The sequence below is a fragment of the Streptomyces sp. NPDC028907 genome (assembly GCF_055564995.1).
This window is the reverse complement of record NZ_JBVHVE010000002.1, coordinates 479964-504219: the sequence shown is the minus strand read 5'-3', so window position 1 is coordinate 504219 and position 24256 is coordinate 479964. Positions and strand designations below refer to the sequence as shown.

Genomic DNA, 24256 nt, shown 5'->3' with positions numbered 1-24256 from the left:
GGAGCTTGACACTAACTTGGGGTTAGTGCTCTCCTTCGGGAAGTGAGATCTTGAAGTTTCAATCTCCTGCATCCCTCCTGTCCTCCTGAGGAGCGCACATCGTGACCCCCACCACGCCTGCCCGCAGGGCACTTGTCGCCATCCTGGCCTCCGCCACCCTGCTGGGCGCCGCCGCCGTGCCCGCCGTCGCGGCACCGCCGACCGCCTCCGCCACCCACCTCGGTTACGGCTCCGCCACCCGCCTCGGCCATCAGAAGGCCGTCGCCGTCCGCGTTCTCAAGGGCGTGTTCGAGCACGGCGACACCGAGGTCGTCGACCGTCACGTACGCCCCGACTACATCCAGCACAACCCGCTGGCACCGGACGGGGCGGAGACGTTGAAGAACCTCGGTGTCTCGGTCCACCAGCAGTTCCCGGACTTCCGGTACGACATCAAGCGGGTCGTCTCCGAGGGCGACCTCGTGCTGGTGCACTCCAACGTCGTCGCGACGCCGGGTGCCCGGGGGCAGGCCGTCTTCGACATCTTCCGCTTCCAGGGCGGGAAGATCGCCGAGCACTGGGACGTCGGCCAGGACGTGCCGGAGTCCTCCGCCAACGGCAACGACATGTTCTCGACCGAGAGTTGGCCGCGGACGGAGTGGCCGGGGCCGCGGTGGCTGACGGCGTACGACAAGAAGCTCGTGACCAAGGCCTTCGAGCAGTTGATCGTGCGGAAGGATCTGTCCGCGCTCGACCGGTACTGGGGGGCCGAGTACCACCAGCACAACCCGAACATCGCGGACGGGGTGGCGGGCGCGAGGGCGGGGCTCGGGGGTTACTTCGAGGCGTTCCCGCAGTTGAAGGTCACGCCGAAGCGGGTGATCGCCGAGGGTGACCTGGTCGCTGTCCACAGCCACTACGTGAACGCGCCGGGCGAGCGGGGGCAGGCCGTGGTGGATCTGTTCCGGGTGCGGGGCGGGAAGATCGTGGAGCACTGGGATGTGCTCCAGGACGTGCCGGCCACTGCCGCGAACGACAACGGGATGTTCTAGCGGCGGGAGTTGAGGAAGGCCGTCCAGGTGGTGGGGCTGCCTGGACGGCCTTGGCCGCTGTCAGAGCTGGTGGGCCGCCGGGTACAGGGCGGCGAACACGGCGCGGGCGCGGGTGTCGTCCGGGGACTGCCAGGCGCCGATGACATGGCCGGTGGCGCCGTCGGGGGTGGTGTCCGGGGCGGTGGGCCGCAGGACCCGGTGGATACGGAGCGTCGTGCCGTCCGGGGTGGGCAGTTCCGTGCCGCTCTGGTCGTCGGTGGCCTTGACGGGCCAGTCCCCGGAGGGCAGGCCGTCGCCGGTGTAGGCGTGGGCGACCTCGTGGTCGGGGGTGTCGGTGAGGCTCTGGGCCTGGGCCTGGACACGGCCCTCGAACAGGGCCAGCAACTGGGCGACCAGCACCGGGTCGTGGGCGCCGTCGTAGGCCCAGCGCGGGCCCAGTACGCCGTGCTCCATGGTGCCGACGAGGGCGTGCTCGGCGCCGGGGAGCGGGGCGCCACGGTATGTGAGCGGTACGAGGTAGGGGACCGCTGCGGTGCCGGAGGTGTCCGTGGCCACCATGAACTCGATGCCGACCTCGCCCTCGGGGTCGTCCAGCCGGAAGCCGCCGGCCTTGGTCAACGCCGGTTCGCCGGTGCCGGTGTACCAGGGGCGAGTGGGGAGCCAGGAGGTGAGCAGGTCGAGCTTGGTGGGCTTGAGGGTGGTGTGGTGGATGATCGCCATGTCCCCCAGCCTTTCAGCGGTCGCGGGGGAAGTCGTCGGTCTTGAGGTGGAGGTCGACAATGGTCCCGGTCAGGTCGACGTCGGTGCCGAAGTCCACCGGCATCCGGTCCTCGTAGTCGCCGTCCTTGGGGCCGGTGTAGACGTAGCACCGGCCCTGGTAGGGGTCGGCGATGACGTAGACAGGCACTTCGGCGACCGCGTAGGCCGTCTTCTTCGGGCCGTAGTCGTTGGCAGCGGTGCCCTCGGAGATGACCTCGGCGACGAACTCGACGTCCTGATAACGCCAGTGGCCCGTGTCGTCCTTCTTCGCCGAGTCCTTCAGCAGGGCGATGTCCGGACAGAAGCCGTTCTCGTGGCCGGGAAAGTCGATGCGGACGTCCGTGAAAACTTTGATCTCCCTCCCGAACCTGTCCTCAAGGGCCCAGAGGAACCGGCGGATGATTTCCCAGTGCGTGTCCCGCTGCGGTGTCATGTGGACGTTGCCCCCGACGATCTCGACCCTGTATCCCTCGGGGACGGGCATGCGTTCCAGCAGCTCGAACCACTCGTCCAGGCGCTCGGTGTTCGGGTCGGCCATCTTGATCCTGTCTTCAAGGACGGTCATCGTGGCGCTCCTCCCCGGCTGCCCCACGGACAGGTGCAGCCGCGCAGTACAACGATACGCACAGTAACTGCGACACGGAGATGAGGCTCACATGCCGCTCCCAGACACCCAGCACCTCCTCCCCCTCCTCCACCGCACCCTCGCCGACACCGTCCTCGGTATCTACCTCCACGGCTCCGCCACCCTCGGCGGCCTCCGCCCGCACAGCGACCTCGACGTCCTGGTCGTCGTACGCGAGCCCACCACGCACGGCCAACGCCGGACGCTGGTCGAGGAGTTGATGAAGGTGTCCGGCGGCGCCGCCCGCCCCGTCGAGCTCATCGTCGTCGTACAGGACGACGTACGGCCCTGGCGCTACCCGCCCACCTGCGACTTCCTGTACGGCGAATGGCTGCGGGACGAGTACGAGCGCGGCGGTACCCCGGGCCCCGAGCCCAGCCCCGACCTCGCCCCGCTCCTCACCATGGTCCTGCTCGCGGACGCCCCGCTGCACGGGCCGCCGCCAGCCGACCTCCTCGACCCCGTCCCGCACGCGGACCTGCGGCGCGCGATCGTCGCCGGGGTTCCGGAGCTTGTGGGCGAGTTGGACACCGACACCCGCAACGTCCTCCTCACCCTGGCCCGGATCTGGACCACCCTCGCCACGGGGGCCATCCGGTCCAAGGACGCCGCCGCCGACTGGGCCCTTCCGAGGCTCCCCGCCGAACACCGGCCCGTCCTGGCGCACGCCCGCGCCATCTACCTCGGGGAGAGGGATGAGCGCTGGGAGTCCGACCTGTTGCCCGGTGTCCGCCCCTGCGCCGACTTTCTCGTGCAGGCCATCGGCCGTCAGCGGGCGGCGTAGGGCTCGCCCAGGTCCCACGCCTGGTACATCGCCTCCGCGAACGCCTCCGCGATCTTGTGTTCGCCGCTCGCGTTCGGGTGGGTGCCGTCGTAGGTGTCGAGATGGATGTCGTACGACGGGGGCGGGGAGGTCAGCAGGAGCGGGGAGCGGGGCTCGTCGAGGTCCGCGAGGGCCTTCGCGAGGAGTTCGTTGAAGCGGGTGACCTCGGTGGCGAAGGGTTCCTCCGCCTCGGCGCGGATGTTCGGGATCACCGGCAGGACGACGATGCGTACCCGGGGGTTCGCCGAGCGGGCCTCGGTCACGAAGGCCCGTACGTTCTCGGCCGTCTGCTCGGCGTTCGTGTAGAAGCCGAGGTCGATCAGGCCCAGGGACACCAGCAGCACATCCGCCCGGCAGGTCCGCACCGCCTCGCCGATCAGCGGGGCCATGTGCAGCCAGCCCTCGCCCCAGCCGGCCAGGTGGGCGCGGGGGAAGGCCGGGTCGGGGTCGGCGTACTCGTACGACGTGGGCGCGTCCGTTGCCTTGTCGTAGAGGGTCTCGCGCGGGCCGACGAGGGCGAAGGGGCCGCCGTACGTCTCACGCAGGTGCTGCCACATGCGGTAGCGCCACGTGTGTTCGCCGGCGCTGCCGATGGTCTGGGAGTCGCCGACGGGCATGAACCTGAGCATCCGCTCATGATGGACGATCGCTACCTGGCGGTAGGGGCAGGCGGGGTGTGAAGCCTGACACGCCACTCCGACGCCACGCGGGCGCCTCACCGACGTGCCACCGACGTGCCACCGAGGCACCACCGGCCGTCACCCTCCGCCGCCCCGGCTCCGAACCATCGGACCGGATGGCAGGCTTGGCTCATGCGTCGACCGATCGCCCTTCTCACCGGACTGCTGCTCGCGGGGGCCTGCGCCCTGCCCGCCTCCGCCTCCGCCGCCGACGGAGACGGCAAGGGCAACGAGGACTTCACGATCAAGGACCCGCGCATCACCGAGTCCAGCGGCCTCGCCGCCTCGCGTCAGCACCCCGGCATCTACTGGACGCACAACGACCAGGACGAGGGCGCCTACCTCTACGCCGTCGACAGCGGCACCGGCGAGACCGTCGCGAGGATCACCATGACCGGTGTGGGCACCCCGCGCGACGTCGAGGCGATCTCCATCGGGCCGAACAACGAGATCTGGGTCGGCGACATAGGCGACAACGACGGCGTGCAGTGGCCGTACGTCTGGATCTACCGCCTCCCCGAGCCCAAGACGCTGAAGGACCGGACGATCCGGGCCACGCAGTACGTCGTGAAGTACTCCGACGGCACCCGCGACGCCGAGTCGCTCGCCGTGCACCCCAGGACCGGGCGCGTCTACATCATCGACAAGCAGGAGGACGGCGGGCACCTGTACGAGGGCCCGGCCAAGCTCTCCGCCTCAGGCACGAACGTCTTCAAGCCCACCGTCCCCGTCGACCTCTGGGCCACCGACGCCGCCTTCTCCCCGGACGGCCGGACCCTCGCCGTACGCGGCTACTTCGGCGGCATCGCCTACGACTGGAACGGCGGCAAGCTCAAACGGCTGGAGCGCATCAGCGTCCCCCTCGGCCAGGGCGAGTCCGCCAGCTACTCCACCGACGGCACCAAGCTGATGCTCGGCAGCGAGGGCGTCGGCAGCGCGGTGGTGGCGGAACCCGCACCCGGCGACGCCGGATCCTCCGACTCGTCCTCCGGGAGCGGCAGTTCGGCTTCGTCGGACGACGGGGGCGACGGCCCCGACGGCCAGCTCAAGACCGGTGCCATCGCAGTTCTCGTCGCGTGCGTCGTGGTCTTCGGGTTCCGGCGGCTGTTGCGGAGGGGATGAGCGGAGGGGCGACCGGGGGTGGCGTACGCCGTCCTGGTCGCCGTACCCGTGGGGCTGCTGAGCTGGATCGGCATGGTGGCGGAGCCGACGCCGTAGGTGGGTAGGCTCGCGCGAACGGACGTGGAGCAGACACAGAGATTGTGAGCCGTGCGGTGATTCGAGATCTCTACAACGTTCGGCCGCGGCCCGCGGAGGGCGCCACGGGGCCCATCACCACGCCGCTCTCCGACGAGGAGGAGCAGCGCGTCCGGGCCGTGCTGTTCAGCGAGCTCGGCAACACGATCGCCGACCGGGGCTGGGTGCGCTTCCCGGCGTACACCGTGGAGGACAGGCGGCGACTCGTCGCTGTCGCGCAGCGGCTCACCGCCCACTGGGGGCAGCAGGTGCACGTCGAGGCGGAGGACCACACCCGCGTCAGGCTCAGCCTCTCCGAGCACGAAGCGCTGTCGGAGGCTCGCCGCTAGCCCTGCTCCTCCGCCGCGCGTCGCGCGACGAAGACCTCCAGGCCGTCCAGGATCCGCTGCAGCCCGAACTCGAAGTGGTCGAAGTCGGGGCCCCAGGTGTTCTCGTCGAGGCCTGCGAGGAGCGGGTAGCGGCCGGACGTCATGATCTTTTCCAGTATCGGTGCCTGGGCCTGCCAGAACTCCGTGTCCGTCAGGCCCGTCCGGCGCTCCGCCTCCCGCGCGTACAGCTGGGTGCGCGCCGCACCGACGACGTAGCCGTCGATCATGACGATCGCCGAGACCAGTTCGGGGTCGCTCAGCCCCATCGGCTTGATGCGGTCGAGCACCTTCTCCATGCCGTCGAGGGCGCTCGGGCCCAGGATCGGGCGGGACTGGTTGACCTGGAGCAGCCAGGGGTGGCGGCGGTAGAGGTCGAGGGTCGCGCGGCCCAGGGCTTCCAGCGCCGAGCGCCAGCTGCCGTCGCCCAGGTCGGACGGGTTCTCGGAGGGGCGCTGGACGCGGTCCAGCATCAGGTCGAGCAGCTCGGCCTTGCCGGGGAGGTAGCGGTACAGCGACATGGTGCCGGTGCCCAGCTCGGCGGCGACCCGGCGCATGGACACCGACTCCAGGCCCTCCGCGTCCGCGACCCGGACGGCCGCTTCCACGATCTGGTCCAGCGTCAGGGCCGGCTTGGGGCCGCGGCTGGGCCGTCGGCCCGTCTCCCACAGGAGCTCAAGGGTGCGGACGATATCGCCGCTGCCACTGGTTTCCGTACCGCCGGTACCGCCCTTGCCGCTCGTCATGCACTTCAGCTTAGGTCCTTCCGAAAAAACTGGGTACGCCGTACGCGCAATCGGGTACGGTGTACTCAGTTAAGGAGAGGGGGACCCCATGGGTGAGGGAAGCGTCGGCAGCGACGGATACGGCGGCGGATACGCGGTGCGGGCCGAAGGCCTGGAGAAGCGCTACGGCGACAAGCGCGCCCTCGACGGCTTCGATCTGGCCGTCCGCGAGGGCACGGTGCACGGCCTGCTCGGCCCGAACGGCGCCGGCAAGACCACCGCCGTACGCATCCTGTCCACGCTGATCAAGCTGGACGGCGGCCGGGCGACGGTGGCCGGACTGGACGTGGCCCGCAACCCGCGCGAGGTGCGGGCGCGGATCGGACTCACCGGGCAGTACGCGGCCGTGGACGAGGTGCTGACCGGCCGGCAGAACCTGGAGATGTTCGGCCGGCTCTTCCACCTCGGCGGCAAGCGGGCCAAGCTCCGCGCCGGCGAACTGCTGGCGCAGTTCGACCTGACCGACGCCGCCGACAAGGGCGTGGGCAAGTACAGCGGCGGTATGCGGCGCCGCCTCGACCTCGCCGCCTCCATGATCCTCGCCCCGGCGGTCCTCTTCCTCGACGAGCCGACGACGGGACTCGACCCCCGTAGCCGGGGCGAAGTCTGGGAGTCGGTGCGGGCGTTGGTGGCGAGCGGCACGACCGTACTGCTGACCACGCAGTATCTGGAGGAGGCCGACAAGCTGGCCTCGCAGATCACCGTCATCGACCAGGGGCGGGCCATCGCCGACGACACCCCGGACGGGCTGAAGAACCTCGTCGGCGGCGACCGTATCGAGGTCGTGGTCGCCGAGCGGTCCGACATCCCGCGCGTGGTGAAGGTGATCGCCCGGGTCTCGGACGGCGAACCCGAGGCGGACGAGGAGGAGTCGCGGGTGCACGCCCCGGTCACCGACCGGGTCTCCGCGCTGACCGAGGTGGCCCGGACGCTCCAGGACGAGGGCGTCCAGGTCGAGGACATCGGGCTGCGCAGGCCGAGCCTCGACGACGTGTTCCTGCGTCTGACCGGACACCGTACCGAGCCCGCCGCCGGTGCCGGCGAGTCCGCCAAGTCCGCCGAGAAGGAGGCCGTCGCATGACCGCTGTAGACCTGACCGTCCCGGCCACGCGCGGCCGCCTGTACTGGGCCCTCGCCGACGTCTGGAACATCGTCCGCCGGGGCATCACCCACTACCAGCGCCAACCGGTCAACATCGCCTGGCAGTTGGGCTTCCCGATCCTGTCCGTCCTCCTCTACGGCTATGTCTTCGGCAGTGCCATGAAGGTGCCCGGCGGCGGGGACTACAAGGACTTCCTGATGCCGGGCATGTTCGTGATGACGATGGCGTTCGGCTTCATCAACACCGCCACACTCGTCGTCTACGACTCGACCAAGGGCGTCATCGACCGCTTCCGCTCCATGCCGATGGCCTCGTCCGCGGTGGTCGCCGGACGCGGGATCACCGATCTGCTCGCCGCCTGCGCCGAGTTGGCGATCATGATGCTGACGGCCTTCGCGATGGGCTGGCGCCCGGACGGCGGCCTCGGCTTCCTCGGGGCCTTCGGTCTGCTGCTGTGGCTGCGGTTCGCGCTGATCTGGATCGGCGTGTGGCTGGGGCTGCTGGTGCCCAACCCGGAGGCCGCCGGTGGCCTGTTCGCCGTCGCCTTCCCGCTCACGATGATCTCCAGCATCTTCGTCGCGCCCCAGCTGATGCCCGACTGGCTGGGCTGGGTGGCCGCCTGGAACCCGATCTCCTCCACGGCGGCGGCCAGCCGTGAGCTGTTCGGGGTGCCGGGCGAGGCGGTGGCCGGGGACTCCTGGGTCGAGCAGCACGCGCTGCTGATGGCGGGGGTGTGGCCGGTGATCCTGACGGTGATCTTCCTGCCGCTGGCGGTACGCCGTTTCCAGAAGCTGAGCCGGTGACGGGGGCCTGGTCGAGCCCGGGCTGAACCGGTGAATGCCGCGCACCTCCTTGACGTGCCCATGGTGCGTCAGTTTCCTGGGAGGTGCGCGGTGTATGGGAGCGCTCCCATCGTTCCGGGGCCGCGCCACCCCGAGAGGAACAAGGGACATGTTCCGCAGCTTGCGAAGAGCGTTGTGCGTGGCCGCGGCGGCGTTGCTGATACCGCTGGGGGCCGGGGCGCAGGCCGTTGGCGCGGCGAAGCCCGGCGAGGTACGGGCCGCCGGGGCCGGGGCCGGCTACTGGCACACCAGCGGCCGGCAGATCCTGGACGCGGCCGGGCAGCCGGTCCGTATCGCCGGCATCAACTGGTTCGGCTTCGAGACCGGCAACCACGTCGTCCACGGCCTGTGGGCCCGCGACTACAAGAGCATGCTCGACCAGATGGCCTCGCTGGGCTACAACACCCTCCGCCTGCCCTTCAGCGACGACATCCTCAAGCCCGGCACGATGCCGGACAGCATCAACTACGCCGACGGCAAGAACGCGGACCTGCAAGGGCTGACGTCGTTGCAGGTCATGGACAAGATCGTGACCTACGCCGGTCAGATCGGCCTGAAGATCGTCCTCGACCGGCATCGTCCCGACGCGGGCGGCCAGTCGGCGCTCTGGTACACGTCGGCGGTCCCCGAGTCGACCTGGATCGCCAACCTCGGATCTCTGGCCACGCGTTACGCCGGCAACCCGACCGTCGTCGGCATCGACCTGCACAACGAGCCGCACGACCCCGCCTGCTGGGGCTGCGGCGACACGACCCGCGACTGGCGCCTCGCCGCCCAGCGGGCCGGCAACGCCGTCCTGTCCGCCAACCCGGACCTCCTCGTCATGGTCGAGGGCGTCCAGTCGCACAACGGCGTCAACGGCTGGTGGGGCGGCAACCTCATGGGCGTCGCCCAGTACCCGGTCCAACTGGACGTCCCCAACCGGCTCGTCTACTCGGCCCACGACTACGCCACCAGCGTCGCCCAGCAGCCCTGGTTCGGCGACCCGTCGTTCCCCGACAACCTGCCGGGCGTCTGGGACAAGTACTGGGGCTACATCTTCAAGCAGAACATCGCCCCGGTCTGGCTCGGTGAGTTCGGTACGACGCTCCAGCCGGCGGTGGACCAGAAGTGGCTGGCCGCACTGGTGACCTACCTGCGCTCGACGTCGACGTACGGCGCGGACTCCTTCCACTGGACCTTCTGGTCCTGGAACCCCAACTCCGGTGACACGGGCGGCATCCTCAAGGACGACTGGCAGACCGTCGACACGGTGAAGGACGGCTACCTGGCGAGCATCAAGGCGCCGGGCTTCCCGGCGGGCGGCGGGGGCGACCCCGACCCGGACCCGGGTGGCGGCACGGCGACCTGCGCAGCCGCCTACAGCGTCAGCAGCGACTGGGGTGGCGGGTTCAACGCAGAGGTGAAGGTGACCAATACGGGGGCGGCTCCGCTCAAGTCCTGGAAGGTGACGTGGACCTGGCCGGGCTCCCAGCAGGTCACCAGCATGTGGAACGCGTCGTACACGCAGAGCGGGTCGACGGTGACCGCGTCCAACGCCGTTCACAACGGGGCGGTCCCCGTGGGCGGTTCGGCGAGCTTCGGGTTCGGGGGCGCGCCCGGGGGCGGGGGTGTGCCGAGTGTGAGCTGTACGGCCGCGTAGGGGGTTGCCGTACGGATCATCGTCTTTGCTCGACATTACGTAATAACGTAATGTCGAGCAGGACTGGTGATCTCGACGGGGGAGCAACCCATGAACCGAAGGAAGTTTCTCGGCGTGACGACGGCGGCGGCAGGAGTGTCACTGCTGCCGGGCAACGCCGCGGCCGCGGACGACCGGCTGCCCGGGCTCGTCAGGCGGTACCTGGACCAGGCGGTGGCCGCGGGCAGTCCGAGTGTGGTCTGCGGGGTCGTCCGCGGCCGGCGTGCATACGTCGAGGGCGCGGGCGCGGCGGTGGGGCGGGCGGTGCCGGACGGCAGGACGGTGTTCCAACTCGGCTCCATCACCAAGACGCTCACCGCCACGGCCCTCGCGCGCGCCGTCGGCACGGGCGCGGCCCGCCTGGACGCGCCGCTCGTGCTGCCCGCCCGGTTCCCCGTCCCGCGCAAGGGGACTCGGCGGATCACCCTGGCCCACCTGGCGACCCACACCTCCGGTCTGCCCTCCCTGCCGCCGAACCTGCTCGCGGAAGCGGACCCGTACGACCCCTATTCGCACTACACGCTCGACGACCTGGCCGCCGGACTGCGCGACACGGAGCTGAGCACCGAGCCGGGTGCGGACTATGCGTACTCGAACCTGGGGTTCGGCCTGCTCGGCCAGGCGCTGGCCTTCGACAACGTCGACTCGATGCTGCGGCACCGGGTGGCGGTGCCGCTCGGCATGGTGGACACGACGACGACCCTGCGGCCCGACATGGCGTCCCGCAAGGCTGTCGGGCATCTCGAAGGAAAGCCGGTTCCCGACTGGCACGACCGGGTTCTCAGCGCGGCCGGATCGTCGATGTACAGCACCGCCGACGACATGGTGCGCTTCCTGCGCGCCCAACTACGGCCCGAGAGCTCGCCGTTGCGGGACGCGATCGAACTGACCCAGCGGCCCCGGTTCACGGTGGACCCGAACCTGCGCCTGGGACTCGGCTGGCACCTGAGCCGACTGCCCGACGGTTCCACCATGACCTGGCACAACGGCGGCACCGGCGGATTCAGCACCTGCGCCGCGTTCAGCCGCGAGAGCGGCGTCGCGGTGGTCATGATGGTGAACACCTTCAGCGAGGAGACCGCGACCGCCGCCCGCCCGGTCGACGCCCTCACCTTCCGGCTGCTCGGCGAGCTCGCCGCGGCCTGAGCGCGCCGCAGAGCGCACGGTGGTTGCCGGGCGCCCTGCGTCGTCATGCAAGGACGACTACGCCGGGTCGATCGCCCGGGTGTCCGAGCGGCTGGCAGCAGGCGGCGAAGGTGCGGACATCGCGCTGGGCCGGGGAGGTGAGCTGATGCCGGACTTGTGCGGCGCGCTGCCGCCCACGTCCCCGGATCAGTGCGCCAGCGCGATGCCGAAGGCGTCGCCGTCGCTGCCCGCGGTGAAGCCGAGGTCGGCTTCGGCGAGGGCCGTGGCCGATTCCAGGGTGCCGGACCTGACCTTGAGCACGGTGACCGTGCCGGCGGCGTTGCCGGGGGCGCCGACCAGCGGTTCGACGCGGCCGTTGCCGTCGGTGTCCAGGGCGCCGACCGTCCAGCCGAAGTGGTCCGCCTCGGCCGCGGTGCCGGGCACCCCCTCGGTGTCCTGGTCTATCCACAGCGCGCCCTTGGTCGTGATGCCGCCGGTGGCGTTGCCGAAGAGGATCATGGAGGCGCCCGCGCCGGTGGCGGAGCCGACGGCCTCGCTGCGCATGCCGATGACGAGGTCGTCCGTGCCGTCGCCGTCGAAGTCGCCCGACGCCAGTGAGGCGGCGAAGTAGTCCTCGGTCTCGGGGCTGCCGGAGATCCCGGGCGAGGACTGGTCGAAGAGCTTCACGCGGCTGGTGGCGGACAGGCCCTGGGAGCCGCCGTAGAGGACGGCGAGCCGTCCGGCGGCACCCTTGGTGCCGACCTGCTGGTCGGAGACGCCGACGGCGACGTCGGCGTACTCGTCGTCGTTGAAGTGGCCGACGGCCAGCGCGCTGCCCGCGAACTCCTCGATGCCGGTTACGTTTCCGGAGTCGACGTATCCGCCGGAGGCGGGGGTGCCGTTGTTGATGGGCCCGTACAGAATGTGCAGTGAACCGCGGTCCGAGCTGCCCGAGATCTGTTCGCCGATGGTGGCCGAGATCAGGTCGCCGACGCCGTCACCGTTGACGTCCGCGACGGCGAGCTGCTCGCCGAAGCGGTCCTCGGCCTCGGGGATGCCGGGAACGTTGGCGGTGTCCTGGTCGATCTGGACGGTGTCGGCGGCGTTGAGTCCGGTGGCCGTGCCGAGCATGATCTTGATGGTGCCGGCGTTTGACTTTCCGCCGGCGTTGTCGAGGGGCTGGCCGATGGCGAGGTCGCAGTATCCGTCGCCGTTGACGTCGCCGGCGGCCAGTGAGTGGGCGAAGATCTCGTCCTTGGCGACGGTGCCGGGGTAGCCCGCGGTGTCCTCGGTGAAGACCTCGCTCGTGGAGTCGTAGATCCCGCCGGAGCTGCCGTAGTGCACGCTCAGCAGGCCGGCGCCCTCGGTGGTGTCGATGGCCTCCAGCGGGACGGAGACCGCCAGGTCGGCGTAGCCGTTGCTGTCGAAGTCGCAACTCGCCACCGACTGGCCGAAGCTGTCGTCTCCCTCCGGGTCTCCGGAGACGCCCGGGGAGGCCTGGTCGATGCGGACCGCGGTACTCGCCGGACCGGTTGACGTGCCGCCCGCGATGATGACCGATCCCGCGCGCGCGTGACCGCCGACGGAGTTCCCGGGAAGGCCGACGGTGAGGTCCGGCTTGCCGTCGCCGTTGAAGTCGTACGGCGCGGCAGCTCCGCCGGATCCGGCGACGAGGGCGACCGTGGTCGCCGCAGCCGCGCACACGAGCAAAGCGACGGCTGCGTGCCATGCCCTGGGCCGACGTCTGGTTGCCTTCTCTTCGGCCATGGCTGCCCTTCACTTGTCTGCGGCCGTACGGGAGTTCCCGTGACGGGAAATCGCTGTGGAGACCCGTGACCGGGAGTGCGGACCAGGGTCACGACAGACCTGGCCGCGCGGTCGACGACGCAGGTTATCCCGGCTTTCATCTCGACTTGATCACGGTCGACAGGGGGCGCCGCATGCCGATCTGGCAGTGGCTGAATTCGTTTGCCGCTGGTCAATGGGGGTAGCAGACCGTCTGAAGATCCCGTGACCGGCCCGTGTGCGGCAGGCATAGCGGTTGATCTCGTTACAAATCCGTTGTCATGGGCATAGTCAGGGCGCTTGCGATCATCTACCGTGAACGCCGCTCGGGTGCGTCCTGCCCTCCGGTATCGACCGCATCCGGCTCCCCTGCTCCCGGCCGATCGTCTCCACGCGGGCGATCGGCCTTGTGGTTTGAAGGAGTGCCGTGCCCAGCCCCTCTCGCCGCCGCTCGCTCGCGGGTCTCCGGCGCCGTCGCGCCGGACGTCCCGCGCGCGCCGTCGCCCTGACATCCGGCAGTGTGCTGCTGGCACTGTGTGCGACCGTGCTGCCCCAGCCCGCGCTGACCCCGACGGCCCGCGCCGCCGAGTCCGCGCCCTGGGCGGACACCGAGCCTCCCGAGCAGCGCACCGGTACCGCCGCGGGCCGGGGGCACGAGGTCGGTGCCGGGCGCACCGACGCCACCGGAAGCGACACGCTCGACGCCGAGGACCTGAGGGCGGCGAAGGACGCGCTGCGGCTGCACGAGTCCGGCCCCGGGTTCACCCCGGTCGAGCCGGAGGTGAAGGCACCGAAGCTCGAACCGGCCACCACGGGCGGCCCGGACGGCTCGACCGGCTTCGACGCCGGGCGCAGCGTCGAGCTGTCCGGCGAACGGACCACGAACTCCAAGGAGTTCCGCAACCCCGACGGCACCCGCACCACCCGCGTCTACACCGAGCCGGTGCACTACCGGGACGGCTCCGGGGCCTGGAAGGAGATCGACACCTCCCTGGTCCCGGCCGCCGAGGCCAAGGGCACGCCGGAGCAGGCGGGCGGCGACCGGCTCGCCGCCACCTCCGACGACACCGGACTCACCCTGGCCACCCGCGGTGACGACCCCGCGCTGGCCGAACTGACGGTCGACGACGGTCGGCACAAGGTCGGCTTCGGCCTCGCCGGCGCCGCCGGCAGCACCGCCGAGGTGCGGGACGACGCCGCCCACTACGAGGACATCCGGCCCGACTCGGACGTGGTGCTGGAGGCGGCGCACGGGGCCGTCAAGGAGACGATCGTCCTCAACTCGCCCGACGCGCCGCGGGAGTGGACCTTCCCGCTCCACCTCGACGGGCTCACCCCGTCGCTCGACGAGCACGGGGCCGTGCTGCTGAAGGACGCCAGGGGGAAGGTCCAGGCCGTCGTCCCGAAGGGGTGGATGGAGGACTCCGGCCACGATCCGAAGACCGGCGGACCGGCCCTCTCCGGGGACGTCGACTACCGCCTGGTGGAGAGCGACGGCCGCTGGTCGCTCAAGGTCGAACTGGACAACGCCTGGCTGGACTCGCCGGGGCGCGTCTACCCGGTGCGGGTCGACCCGAGCGTCGACGACATCGACACCAACGGCGACTCCTTCGTCCAGGACACCTGGCCGGACGGCAACTTCGCCGGTGACGACGAGCTGAAGATCGGCAGCTACGACGGCGGCACCAACCGCGCCATCAGCTACATGCGGTTCGACAACGTCACCAGCCAGCTGAAGAACCGTTACATCCTCAACGCCGACCTCGGCCTGTACAACGTCTGGTCCTCCAGCTGCACCGCACAGGAGATGACGGTCAACCAGGTCACCGGCTCGTGGAGTTCGACCACGGTCACCTGGAACAACCGGCCGCCGAGCGCCGACCACGTGATCGCCTCCGACTCCTTCGCCTACGGTGAGAACTGCAGCGGCTCCAAGTGGCGCGTCATCGACCTGGGCAAGAAGGGCACCGACCTCGTCGAGGGCTGGGTCAACGGATCGGTCGCCAACCACGGCCTGGCGATGTGGGCCGACTTCGCCTCCTCCGGCCCCTGGAAGCGCTTCGGCAGCGCCAACTCCGCCAACAAGCCCTACCTGGCGATCACGCACAGCGCATACGGCGCCCAGTACAGCGTCGGCTCGCAGACCGCCCCGCTGACCGGTGGCCAGAGCGGCGAGGTCACCGTCAACGTCAAGAACCTCGGCGACTTCACCTGGGAGCCGCTCGGCTGGAACGAGGTCCGCCTGGGCGCCCGGGTGCGCAACTACAGCACCGGCGCCTTGATGGGCCAGGTCGCCTTCACCCGCCTCAACGAGCGCCTCACGCCGGGTGACGACGCCGACCTCAGCGCGCGCATACCCCCGCTGCCCCCGGGGCAGTACAAGATCAACTTTGATATGCAGCGGCTGCGGGACCAGAAGTGGTTCTCCAGCGAGGACGTTCCGGTCGCCACCGTCACCGTCACCTCGCAGGACGTCGGCCCGCGCATCACGGACGTCTACCCGAACCCGGGTGGCCAGGTCGGCAGCCTGACCCCGGCGCTGTACATGTCCGCCGAGTCCATCGACAACTACCCGGCGGGCGCCGCCCTCAACTACTACTTCGAGGTCTGCGCGGGCACCGCCGCAGCCCCGTCCGGCTGTGTCAACTCCGGCTGGCTGACCAAGCGCACCTGGAACGTCCCGGCCGGCAAGCTGACCTGGGGCAAGCAGTACATCTGGCGCGTCAAGGCGCGTGAGAACGGCCTGGCGACCCCGCTGAGCCCCTTCTACACCTTCACCACCGCCGTCGAGCAGCCCGCGATCACCTCGCACCTGGGCGGTCAGGGCCTGGACGGATCCGGCCGTGAGGTCGACCCCGGCATCGGCAACTACACGACCACCGACACCGACGCGACGGTCGCCACGGCCGGCCCCGGCCTGACCGTGACACGCACGTACAACAGCCGCGACCCGCGCTCCGACAACGTCTTCGGCGCCGGCTGGTCCACCCGCTACGACATGCGGATCGAGCCGGACGGCGACGGCACCGGCAACGTCGTGGCCACCCTTCCGACAGGCCGTCAGGTCCGCTTCGGCAAGAACCCCGACGGCAGCTTCGCGCCCCCGTACGGCAGCTTCTCCACCCTCACCGCCGTCACCGGCGGCGGCTGGAAGCTGACCGACAAGGACCAGACCAGCTACGTCTTCGACGACAGCGGCAGGCTCACCGGTGTCACCGACTACCGGGACCGCGAGCAGACCCTCACCTACAACACCTCCGGCGAGCTGACCACGGTCACCGCCACCGGCGGCCGCGCCCTGCACTTCACCTGGTCGGGCGGCCACGTGGCGACCGTGTCCACCGACGCCCCCGCCACCGGCGCCGACCCGCTGACCTGGTCGTACACCTACGACGGCGACAAGCTCACGCTGGTCTGCGGCCCGGAGGACAGCCTCGGCGCCTGCACCGCGTACGGCTACGGTGACGGCTCGCATCACCGCACGGTCGTCCGCGATGCCGGTCCGTTCTCCTACTGGCGCCTGGACGAGCAGGACGGCGCCACCGACGCGGCCAGCGACCTGCCGCTGGACCGGGACGCACACGCCGGCACCTACCAGGACGTGCAGCTCGGCACCGCCGGTGCCCTCGCGGGCAGCGCGGCCACCGCGGCCACCTTCAACGGCAGCACCTCCTATGTGCGACTGCCGGACCAGCTGGTCACCGACACCCCTTATCTGACCGCCGAGTTGTGGTTCCGTACCACCGGCAGCGGTGTCCTCTTCAGCTACCAGAACCACACCCTGGAGGAGGCCACCACCGGCAAGTACACCCCGGCCCTTTACGTGGGCACGGACGGCAAGCTGCGCGGCGAGTTCTGGAACGGCACCGCCGCACCGATCACCTCGGCGGGCACCGTCAACGACGGCACCTGGCACCACGCGGCCCTGACCGCCGCCGGAAACACGCAGACCCTCTACCTGGACGGCGCGAAGGTCGGCAGCCTGGCCGGCGACATCACCCAGGACGACCAGCGCTTCGTCTACCTGGGCGCCGGCTACTGGAACAACTGGCCCGCCACCACCGGCACCATCGGCCACTTCACCGGCGACATCGACGAGGCCGCGGTCTACAACCGCCCCCTCGGCGCCCGCACCGTCGCAGAGCATCACGCCGCCGCGCAGGTCGCCCAGCAGCTCACCACGGCGACACTGCCCAGCGGCCGGGTGCACGCCCAGGTGGCGTACGACACCGTGCACGACCGGGTGTCGTCCTACACCGACGCGAGCGGCGGCACCTACGCCCTGTCGGCGCTGAAGGTCACCGGCACCGAGGCCAAGCCCGCCACCGACGACGGGCCTGCCGTCGCCGGGACCACCACCCTCACCGCCACGGTCACCGACCCCGACCAGCGCAAGTCCAGCTACACCTACGACCCGTTGCAGGGCAACCGGCTGATCGAGCAGACCGACGCCCTCGGCAACACCGCGCACTTCGCGTACGACACCGGCGGCTTCCTGGCGGCCACCACCGGCCCCGACGGCTCGGTCACCCGCCTCGGCCACGACGAGCGCGGCAACAAGATCTCGCAGACCACCTGCCGTGACACCGGCGACGAGAACAGCTGCCACACCTCCTACTACAGCTACCACCTGAACACCGCCGACCCGCTCGACCCGCGCAACGACCAGCTCATCGCCGTACGCGACGCCCGTTCGTCGAGCGCGAGCGACAACACGTACAAGACCGGCTACGGCTACAACGCCTACGGCGACCGGACGTCCACCACGACCCCGGCGACTGCGGACTTCCCGTCCGGCCGTACCGAGTCCTTCACCTTCACCGACGGCACGGAGGCGGCGGTCGGCGGCGGCACGGTCCCGGCGGGCCTGCTCGCCACCAGCACCGACATGCGCGGCAAGGTGACCACGCGGCAGTACACGGCCGCCGGCGACCTGGCGAAGGTCACCGACCCGGCGGACGTGACGACCTCCTACGGCTACGACGCGCTGGGACGGGAGACGTCCGCCAAGCGGATCTCCGACGCGTTCCCGACGGGCGTCACCTGGAACACCGCCTACGACGGGGAGTCCCGCGTCACGGCGCGGAGCGAACCACCGGTCGAGAACGAGGTCACGGGCGTCACCCACCAGGCCCGCACCGCGTACACGTACGACCCGGACGGCAATGTGCTGACCACGGTCGTCTCGGATCAGACGGGCGGCGACCCGGCACGCACCGTCACCCGCACCTACGACACCCACGGCCGCCTCGCCACTCACACCGACGCCGAGGGCAACCAGGAGACGTACGCCTACGACGTCCACGGCCACCAGACCAGCCGCACCCTGCCGGGACAGGGAACCTTCCAGTACACCTACACGGCTGTCGGCAACCTGGCGACGGTCACCCTCACCGGCTACACCGGCGACCCGAACAACCCGGCCGCCGCACGGGACGTGGTGCTGGACTCCTACGCGTACGACCCGGCCGGCCGTCTGGCCGAGCACACCGACGCGATGGGCCGCACCACCCGCACCACCTACTACGACGACGGGCTCGAAGCGCGGCGGATCCTGGTCGGCTTCCACAACCCGGACGGCACCACACGCGATCTCGTCCTCAGCGACCTCGCCTACGACGCGGCGGGCCACCTGACCCGCGAGACCACCGGCAACGGCAAGGTGCTCACCGTCTACGAGACCGACGCGGCCGGCCGTACCACCGCCGAGGTCCTCGACCCGTCGGGCCTGGCACGCCGCACCGCGTACACATACGACGCCGTCGGCGCGGTGCTCTCCGAGACCCGCACCGGCGCGGGTGGCACCCGCACCGAGAAGGTCACCTACGAGCGGCATGTCACGGGTGCGGTCACCCGGCAGACGGTCGAGAACGGCACCGACGACCTCGTCACGACCTACACGGTCGACGACCGGGGCCTGGCGGTCGCGGAGACCTCCCCGCGCGGCAACGCGACGGGCGCCGACCCGACGGCGTACACCACCGACCACACCTACGACGCGCTCGGCCGCCTCACCGAGACGCGGCTGCCCCCGGTGACCGCCGAGACCCGGCAGTCGGCGGCGGCCACCGTCCGCCCGACGAGCACCCTCGGCTACAACGCCTTCGGCGACGTGACGGACGCCCGCGACCCGAACGGGAAGGTCGTGCGCACCGCGTACGACCGCCTGGGCCGCGTCACGGGCACGACCCTGCCCGCCTACACCCCGCCGGGCGCGACAACCCCGCTGACCAGCAAGGTCTCCCGCACCTACGACGCGGCGGGCAACCTGGCCAGCGAGACCGACGCCCTCGGCAAGGTCACGACGTACACCTACGACCAGCTCGGCAACCTCGCCAAGGTGACACAGCCGGCCCCGCAGGACGGCGCCGCCGCCCCGGTGTCCACGTTCACCCACGACCTGCTGGGCGAACAGCTGTCGACCACCGACCCGACGGGGGCCCGCACCGAGGCGACGTACGACGACCTCGGCCGTCAGATCACGGCCACCGTCATCGAACGCCGTCCGGCACAGGGCTCGTTCACGACGACACTCCGCTACGACGACGCCGGCAACCTGCTGTCGACGAACAGCCCGACCGGCCTCACCGCGTCCGGGACCTACAACGCGGCGGGTGCTCCGCTCACCGCGACGGACACCGCGGGCGGCGTGACGGCCTACACCTACGGCCCCACGGGCCTGCCCGCGTCGGTGACGACCCCCCAGGGCCGCACCAGCCGTACGACGTACGACCTGGCGGGCCGGGCGACGGCGACGAGCGACGAGGACAGCGCCGGCACGGTCCTGCGCACCGCGGGCTCGGCGTTCGACGCGGACGGCAACCCGGTCGCGGTCACGGATGAGCTCGGCCACACCACCACCCAGACGTTCGACGCGCTGGGCCGCCTGACCAAGCTGGCCGAGCCGGTCGACGCCGACACCTCGATCACCACGACGTACGGCTACGACGCGGCGGGCCACCGCACGCGGCTGACGGACGGACGGGGGAACACCACCTGGTACGACTTCACGTCGCACGGCCTGCTGGAGTCGGTGGTGGAGCCCTCCACCACGACCCACCCGGACCCGGCGGACCGCACCTGGACCACCGTGTACGACGAGGCCGACCAGCCGGTGAAGGAGCTCCATCCGGGCGGCGTGACGGTCGAGCGCGGCTTCGACGCGCTGGGTCGTCTGACCCGGAACTCGGGCGCGGGCGCCGAGGCGGCCACGACCGCGGACACCTTCGGCTATGACGCGATGGGCCGCCTGACCTCGGCGAGCGCGCCGGGCGGCACCGACACGTTCACCTACGACGACCGCGGCAACCTGCTGTCGGCCGGCGGCCCGTCCGGCACGGCCGGCTTCACCTACGACGAGGAGGGCAGACTCACCGCCCGCACGGACGCGGCGGGTCAGGCCACCTTCGGCTACGACACCGCGGGCCGGCTGCGGACGGCGGCGGACCCGCTGACGCAGACCACACTGACATACGGCTACGACACGGCCTCGCGTCTGGCGTCGATGACGTACGGCGGCGCGGGCGCGACCCGCACCCTGGGCTACGACGTCCTGGACCGCCCCACGTCGGACCAGGTGAAGTCCCCGTCCGGGACGACCACGGCGTCGACGGCCTACACCTACGACAAGGCGTCCCGCCTCGCCGAGAAGACGACGACGGGCGCGGCCGGCGCGGGCACCCAGTCCTACGGCTACGACTGGGCGGGCCGCCTCACCAGCTGGACCGGCGTCGACGGCACGGTCACGTCGTACACCTGGGACAAGTCGGGCAACCGCACCGGCGCGGGTGCCGCGACGGCCGTCTACGACGAGCGCAACCGGCTGCTGTCGGCCGGGGACACCACCTACACGTACTCGGCGCGCGGCACCCGCACCGGCAGCACGGACGCGAGTGGCACCCACACCGCGGCCTTCGACGCGCTCGGCCGGATGGTGTCGGCGGACGGCACGACGTACGCGTACGACGCGCTGGGCCGCCTGGTTCAGCAGGGCGCTGACCCGCTCACGTACGCCGACCAGTCGAACAACCCGGTCGCCACGGCCGCGGGTCTGATCTTCCGTGACCCCGCGGGCGAGGCACTGTCCTCGGCGGCCGGCGACGGCAGCAACGCGCGCGGGCTGCTGTCGGACGTGGTGCACGACGATGTGACGGGCGCCCTCGACGTGGCGACCGGCGCGCTGGGCGCATCGACGTCCTACTCACCGTTCGGCGAGATCACGGCCCAGTCGGGCACCGCCGGACCACTCGGCTACCAGGGCGAGTACACCGACCCGGCCACCGGCCAGGTGAACATGCACGCCCGCTGGTACGACCCGGCGACGGGCGGCTTCTCCTCGCGGGACTCCTGGACGCTGAACCCCGTGCCGTCGATCAACGCGAACCGGTACGGGTACGGCAACGGCGATCCGCTGCGGAACACCGACCCGAGCGGACACGACGTATGTCTCTTCGGTGGCTGCATCGACACCGACTGGGTCGACAAGGGCATCCGAGAGGCCGAACGGTACGCGAACAAGGGGTACAACGCGGCCAAGTCGGGCGCTCGTTGGGTCGTCAAACACCCCGGCAAGGCGCTGCGCTTCGCCGGCAAGCGGGTGCTCGGCCCGATCGGCTGGGCCTGGGACGCGTACGACCTGTACAAGCAGCTGAGCAACCGGCAGACCCGCTTGGAGACGCTGCCCTACGCCACCCCCATTCCCTCCTCGGGACCGAACAACTACAGCACCGGCCCGTACCGTGGCCGCGTCATCTCCTCCGGTTACGGCGGTGGCGGTGGCGGCGGTGGAGGCGGCGGCACCGCGGGCCCGTGCGCGTTCCGCTGCGTCGACGCGGGCCCGCCGCCGCCCCCGCCCCCGCCGCCGTGGGCCGAGCTGATCAAGCAGGCCCTGACGACCAAGACGGCGCGCCCGACCTCGGGCAACCAGGTCGACAAGGAGCACCAGAAGTACGTCGACGACGCGTTCACCCGGGCGCAGAAGGACCTGAAGCTCTCGGAGGACGAGCTGCGGGGCTTCTTCAAGATGTTCCCGCGTCCGGCGGAGGGCTCGTCCTACCAGGAGGAGTTCGCCAATTTCGTCAAGAACTGGCAGGACCAGGAGGAGAACTGCACCTCGGGGAACCAGAGCTCGATCTACTACCACCCGCTCGACGACCTGGACCGAGCCAGGGGCGCGGTCGGATGCCTGCAGAAGGACGCCATCAAGCTGACGGGGCGCGGTGCCGCGCCCGACGACAAGGACACCGACCTGGTCGGCAGTGACACCCGGCGCGACGGCAAGCACGACCCGACCGGCTACCAGAAGGGCAAGGGTCTCGCCAGGGGCCACCTGATCGGCCGACAGCTCGGCGGCAGTGGGACGGAGATGCGCAATCTCGTCCCGCAGTACACGATCCCGAACTCCGTCATCCAGAAGGGCTTCGAGGACAGGATCGCCAAACGCATCACCGGTGGCGAACGGATCTACTACCTCGCTGTTCCGCTGTACGACGGCGATTCCGTGATCCCGTACGAGACCAGGCTGTACGCGATCGGCAATCAGGGCACGAACGACTCGATCGTCGTGAAGAACACGCCGACGGGGAGATAGGCACCGGCCGGGGAGGGGCGACCCTCCCCGGCTTCTCAACGCACCAGCGGGAACCGGTCCCTGACGTCGGTGAGCAGCCGACGGTGACGCGCGGCCCAGTCGCCCGGGGGCACCACGGGCACCGTGACGAACACCTGGGAGCCGGTGACGTCGTAGACGCTCACCTCCGTGCACCCGCTCTCGGTCTCCTCCGTGGGGTCGATCATGATCCGTGGGGAGCGTCCGCTCTCCAGCCAGGTCGCCTTCCGGCCGGCCTCGGCGGAGTCCAGCACCTCGGCCCAGCTGTCGAGGTCGTACGCGTTGAGATACAGCTCGACGCGGCCACTGACAAACCCGGTGTCGACCAGGATCTCGGCCTGGAGGGCGTCGTAGTCGTCAGAGCCCGAGAGACTCAGACCATCGACGATGCGCACGGAGACGCTCTGCTCCTCATCCGAAAGGTGGATCAGCTCGACAGGGCTGGAATCGGGCATGGCGTTGCTACCTCTCGCTGACAATGCGCACACGTAGCACGCCACGATGCCATGAGCCTTCCACAGCGCACACGAAGGGCGCCCTGCGGACCGTCGCAGGGCGCCCTTCGGCGTACGCGCGTCGTACGGCTACAGCTTCTCGATCACATAGTCGATGCACTTCGTCAGCGCCTCGATGTCCGCCGGGTCGATCGCCGGGAACATCGCGACGCGGAGCTGGTTGCGGCCGAGCTTGCGGTAGGGCTCGGTGTCGACGATGCCGTTGGCGCGCAGGACCTTGGCGACGGCGGCGGCGTCGATCTCGTCCGAGAAGTCGATCGTGCCGATGACGGCCGAGCGCTTGGCCGGGTCCGTGACGAACGGGCTGGCGTACTTGATGTCCTCGGCCCAGCCGTACAGCGTGCGGGCGGAGGTGGCCGTGCGGCGGACCGCCCAGTCGAGGCCGCCCTGGCCGTTGATCCACTCCAGCTGCTGGTTCAGCAGGAAGAGGGTGGCGAGGGCGGGGGTGTTGTACGTCTGGTTCTTGCGGGAGTTGTCGATCGCCGTGGGGAGCGAGAAGAACTCCGGGATGTGGCGGCCGGACGCGTGGACGCGCTCGGCGCGCTCGATGGCGGCCGGGGAGAAGACTCCGATCCACAGGCCGCCGTCGGAGGCGAAGGACTTCTGCGGGGCGAAGTAGTAGACGTCGGTCTCGGAGACGTCGACCGGGAGGCCGCCGGCGCCCGACGTCGCGTCGACCAGGACCAGGGAGCCCTCGTCCGCGCCCGCCACGCGCTTGATCGGCATGGCGACACCGGTGGAGGTCTCGTTGTGGGTGAAGGCGTAGACGTCGACGCCCGCCTCGGCCTCGGGCTGCGGGTGCGTGCCGGGGTCACTGGCGATGACGGTGGGCTCGGCCAGCCAGGGGGCCAGCTTGGCGGCCTTCGCGAACTTCGAGCTGAACTCGCCGAAGTTCAGGTGCTGCGACTTGTTCTCGATCAGGCCGTGCGTCGCGACGTCCCAGAACGCCGTCGAGCCGCCGTTGCCGAGGATGACCTCGTAGCCCTCGGGGAGCTGGAACAGCTCGCGGATGCCCTCGCGCACCTGGCCGACCAGGTTCTTGACCGGGGCCTGGCGGTGGGAGGTACCGAGGAGGGAGGCTCCGGTCGCGGCCAGCGCGTCCAGCGCTTCCGTCCGCACCTTGGAGGGGCCCGCGCCGAAACGTCCGTCGGCGGGCTTGATGTCAGCGGGAATCTGGATCTCAGCCACGGGGGGAGCGTAGCTGTTTCGGGAAACCTGGGTGAAACCTCGTCCGTCGGGTGAGACGGCGTTTCCGTGGGCGTCGGAGCGGGTGG

16 protein-coding genes are annotated in these 24256 nt (G+C 70.5%); 9 read left to right on the top strand and 7 right to left on the bottom strand.

What is annotated here, in order from left to right:
• Positions 1-101 precede the first annotated feature (101 nt).
• Positions 102-1031 (top strand): nuclear transport factor 2 family protein, encoded by a 930-nt coding sequence (locus tag ACZ4UU_RS06660; RefSeq protein WP_468037086.1) that lies wholly within the window; start codon positions 102-104, stop codon positions 1029-1031.
• A 60-nt stretch (positions 1032-1091) separates the two neighbouring features.
• Here ACZ4UU_RS06660 and ACZ4UU_RS06655 read toward each other — a convergent pair whose 3' ends face one another.
• Complete coding sequence (locus ACZ4UU_RS06655; protein WP_468037084.1) at positions 1092-1751, bottom strand: maltokinase N-terminal cap-like domain-containing protein; 660 nt, start codon at positions 1749-1751, stop codon at positions 1092-1094.
• A 13-nt stretch (positions 1752-1764) separates the two neighbouring features.
• Positions 1765-2355, bottom strand: coding sequence for a Uma2 family endonuclease (locus ACZ4UU_RS06650; RefSeq protein WP_468037082.1), 591 nt, complete (start codon positions 2353-2355; stop codon positions 1765-1767).
• Between the two features lie 91 nt (positions 2356-2446).
• On the opposite strand from ACZ4UU_RS06650, the gene ACZ4UU_RS06645 reads away from it, so the two are divergent.
• Positions 2447-3199: an aminoglycoside adenylyltransferase family protein gene (locus ACZ4UU_RS06645; protein ID WP_468037080.1), complete on the top strand. Its 753-nt coding sequence runs from the start codon at positions 2447-2449 to the stop codon at positions 3197-3199.
• Here the strand turns inward: ACZ4UU_RS06645 and ACZ4UU_RS06640 are convergent.
• A complete protein-coding gene (locus tag ACZ4UU_RS06640; protein WP_468037078.1) occupies positions 3184-3867 on the bottom strand; it encodes an SGNH/GDSL hydrolase family protein in 684 nt (227 codons plus the stop codon). The two genes, ACZ4UU_RS06645 and ACZ4UU_RS06640, sit on opposite strands and share 16 nt — an antisense overlap.
• Before the next feature lie 183 nt (positions 3868-4050).
• Here ACZ4UU_RS06640 and ACZ4UU_RS06635 point away from each other — a divergent pair, with 183 nt between their 5' ends.
• A complete protein-coding gene (locus tag ACZ4UU_RS06635) occupies positions 4051-5040 on the top strand; it encodes a WD40 repeat domain-containing protein (RefSeq protein ID WP_468037076.1) in 990 nt (329 codons plus the stop codon).
• A 140-nt stretch (positions 5041-5180) separates the two neighbouring features.
• Positions 5181-5504 (top strand): hypothetical protein, encoded by a 324-nt coding sequence (locus ACZ4UU_RS06630; RefSeq protein WP_468037074.1) that lies wholly within the window; start codon positions 5181-5183, stop codon positions 5502-5504.
• Here ACZ4UU_RS06630 and ACZ4UU_RS06625 read toward each other — a convergent pair.
• On the bottom strand, positions 5501-6286 hold the full coding sequence (locus ACZ4UU_RS06625) for a TetR/AcrR family transcriptional regulator (RefSeq protein ID WP_468037072.1): 786 nt from the start codon (positions 6284-6286) through the stop codon (positions 5501-5503). The genes ACZ4UU_RS06630 and ACZ4UU_RS06625 overlap by 4 nt on opposite strands.
• Positions 6287-6374: 88 nt before the next feature.
• Between ACZ4UU_RS06625 and ACZ4UU_RS06620 the strand changes: the two genes are divergently transcribed.
• From ACZ4UU_RS06620 to ACZ4UU_RS06605, 4 genes are all read left to right on the top strand, one after another.
• On the top strand, positions 6375-7406 hold the full coding sequence (locus ACZ4UU_RS06620) for an ATP-binding cassette domain-containing protein (protein WP_468037070.1): 1032 nt from the start codon (positions 6375-6377) through the stop codon (positions 7404-7406).
• The gene (locus ACZ4UU_RS06615; protein ID WP_468037068.1) at positions 7403-8230 is read left to right on the top strand and encodes an ABC transporter permease; all 828 of its coding nucleotides are present in this window, start codon (positions 7403-7405) and stop codon (positions 8228-8230) included. Before ACZ4UU_RS06620 ends, ACZ4UU_RS06615 begins: the two co-directional genes overlap by 4 nt.
• 148 nt (positions 8231-8378) lie before the next feature.
• A complete protein-coding gene (locus ACZ4UU_RS06610) occupies positions 8379-9911 on the top strand; it encodes a cellulase family glycosylhydrolase (RefSeq protein WP_468037066.1) in 1533 nt (510 codons plus the stop codon).
• 90 nt (positions 9912-10001) lie between these two features.
• The gene (locus ACZ4UU_RS06605) at positions 10002-11096 is read left to right on the top strand and encodes a serine hydrolase domain-containing protein (protein ID WP_468037064.1); all 1095 of its coding nucleotides are present in this window, start codon (positions 10002-10004) and stop codon (positions 11094-11096) included.
• 186 nt (positions 11097-11282) lie between these two features.
• Here the strand turns inward: ACZ4UU_RS06605 and ACZ4UU_RS06600 are convergent, their stop codons facing one another.
• Complete coding sequence (locus ACZ4UU_RS06600) at positions 11283-12842, bottom strand: FG-GAP repeat protein (RefSeq protein WP_468037062.1); 1560 nt, start codon at positions 12840-12842, stop codon at positions 11283-11285.
• Positions 12843-13287: 445 nt separating this feature from the next.
• On the opposite strand from ACZ4UU_RS06600, the gene ACZ4UU_RS06595 reads away from it, so the two are divergent.
• Positions 13288-22449, top strand: coding sequence for a DNRLRE domain-containing protein (locus tag ACZ4UU_RS06595; protein ID WP_468037060.1), 9162 nt, complete (start codon positions 13288-13290; stop codon positions 22447-22449).
• Between the two features lie 35 nt (positions 22450-22484).
• Here the strand turns inward: ACZ4UU_RS06595 and ACZ4UU_RS06590 are convergent, their stop codons facing one another.
• Both ACZ4UU_RS06590 and serC read right to left on the bottom strand, forming a co-directional pair.
• Entirely contained in the window at positions 22485-22922 is a 438-nt protein-coding gene (locus ACZ4UU_RS06590; RefSeq protein ID WP_468037058.1) for a DUF5959 family protein, read from the bottom strand.
• Between the two features lie 129 nt (positions 22923-23051).
• Positions 23052-24170, bottom strand: a complete 1119-nt coding sequence (serC, locus tag ACZ4UU_RS06585) for a phosphoserine transaminase (RefSeq protein ID WP_468037056.1) — start codon at positions 24168-24170, stop codon at positions 23052-23054.
• Between the last annotated feature and the right edge of the window lie 86 nt (positions 24171-24256).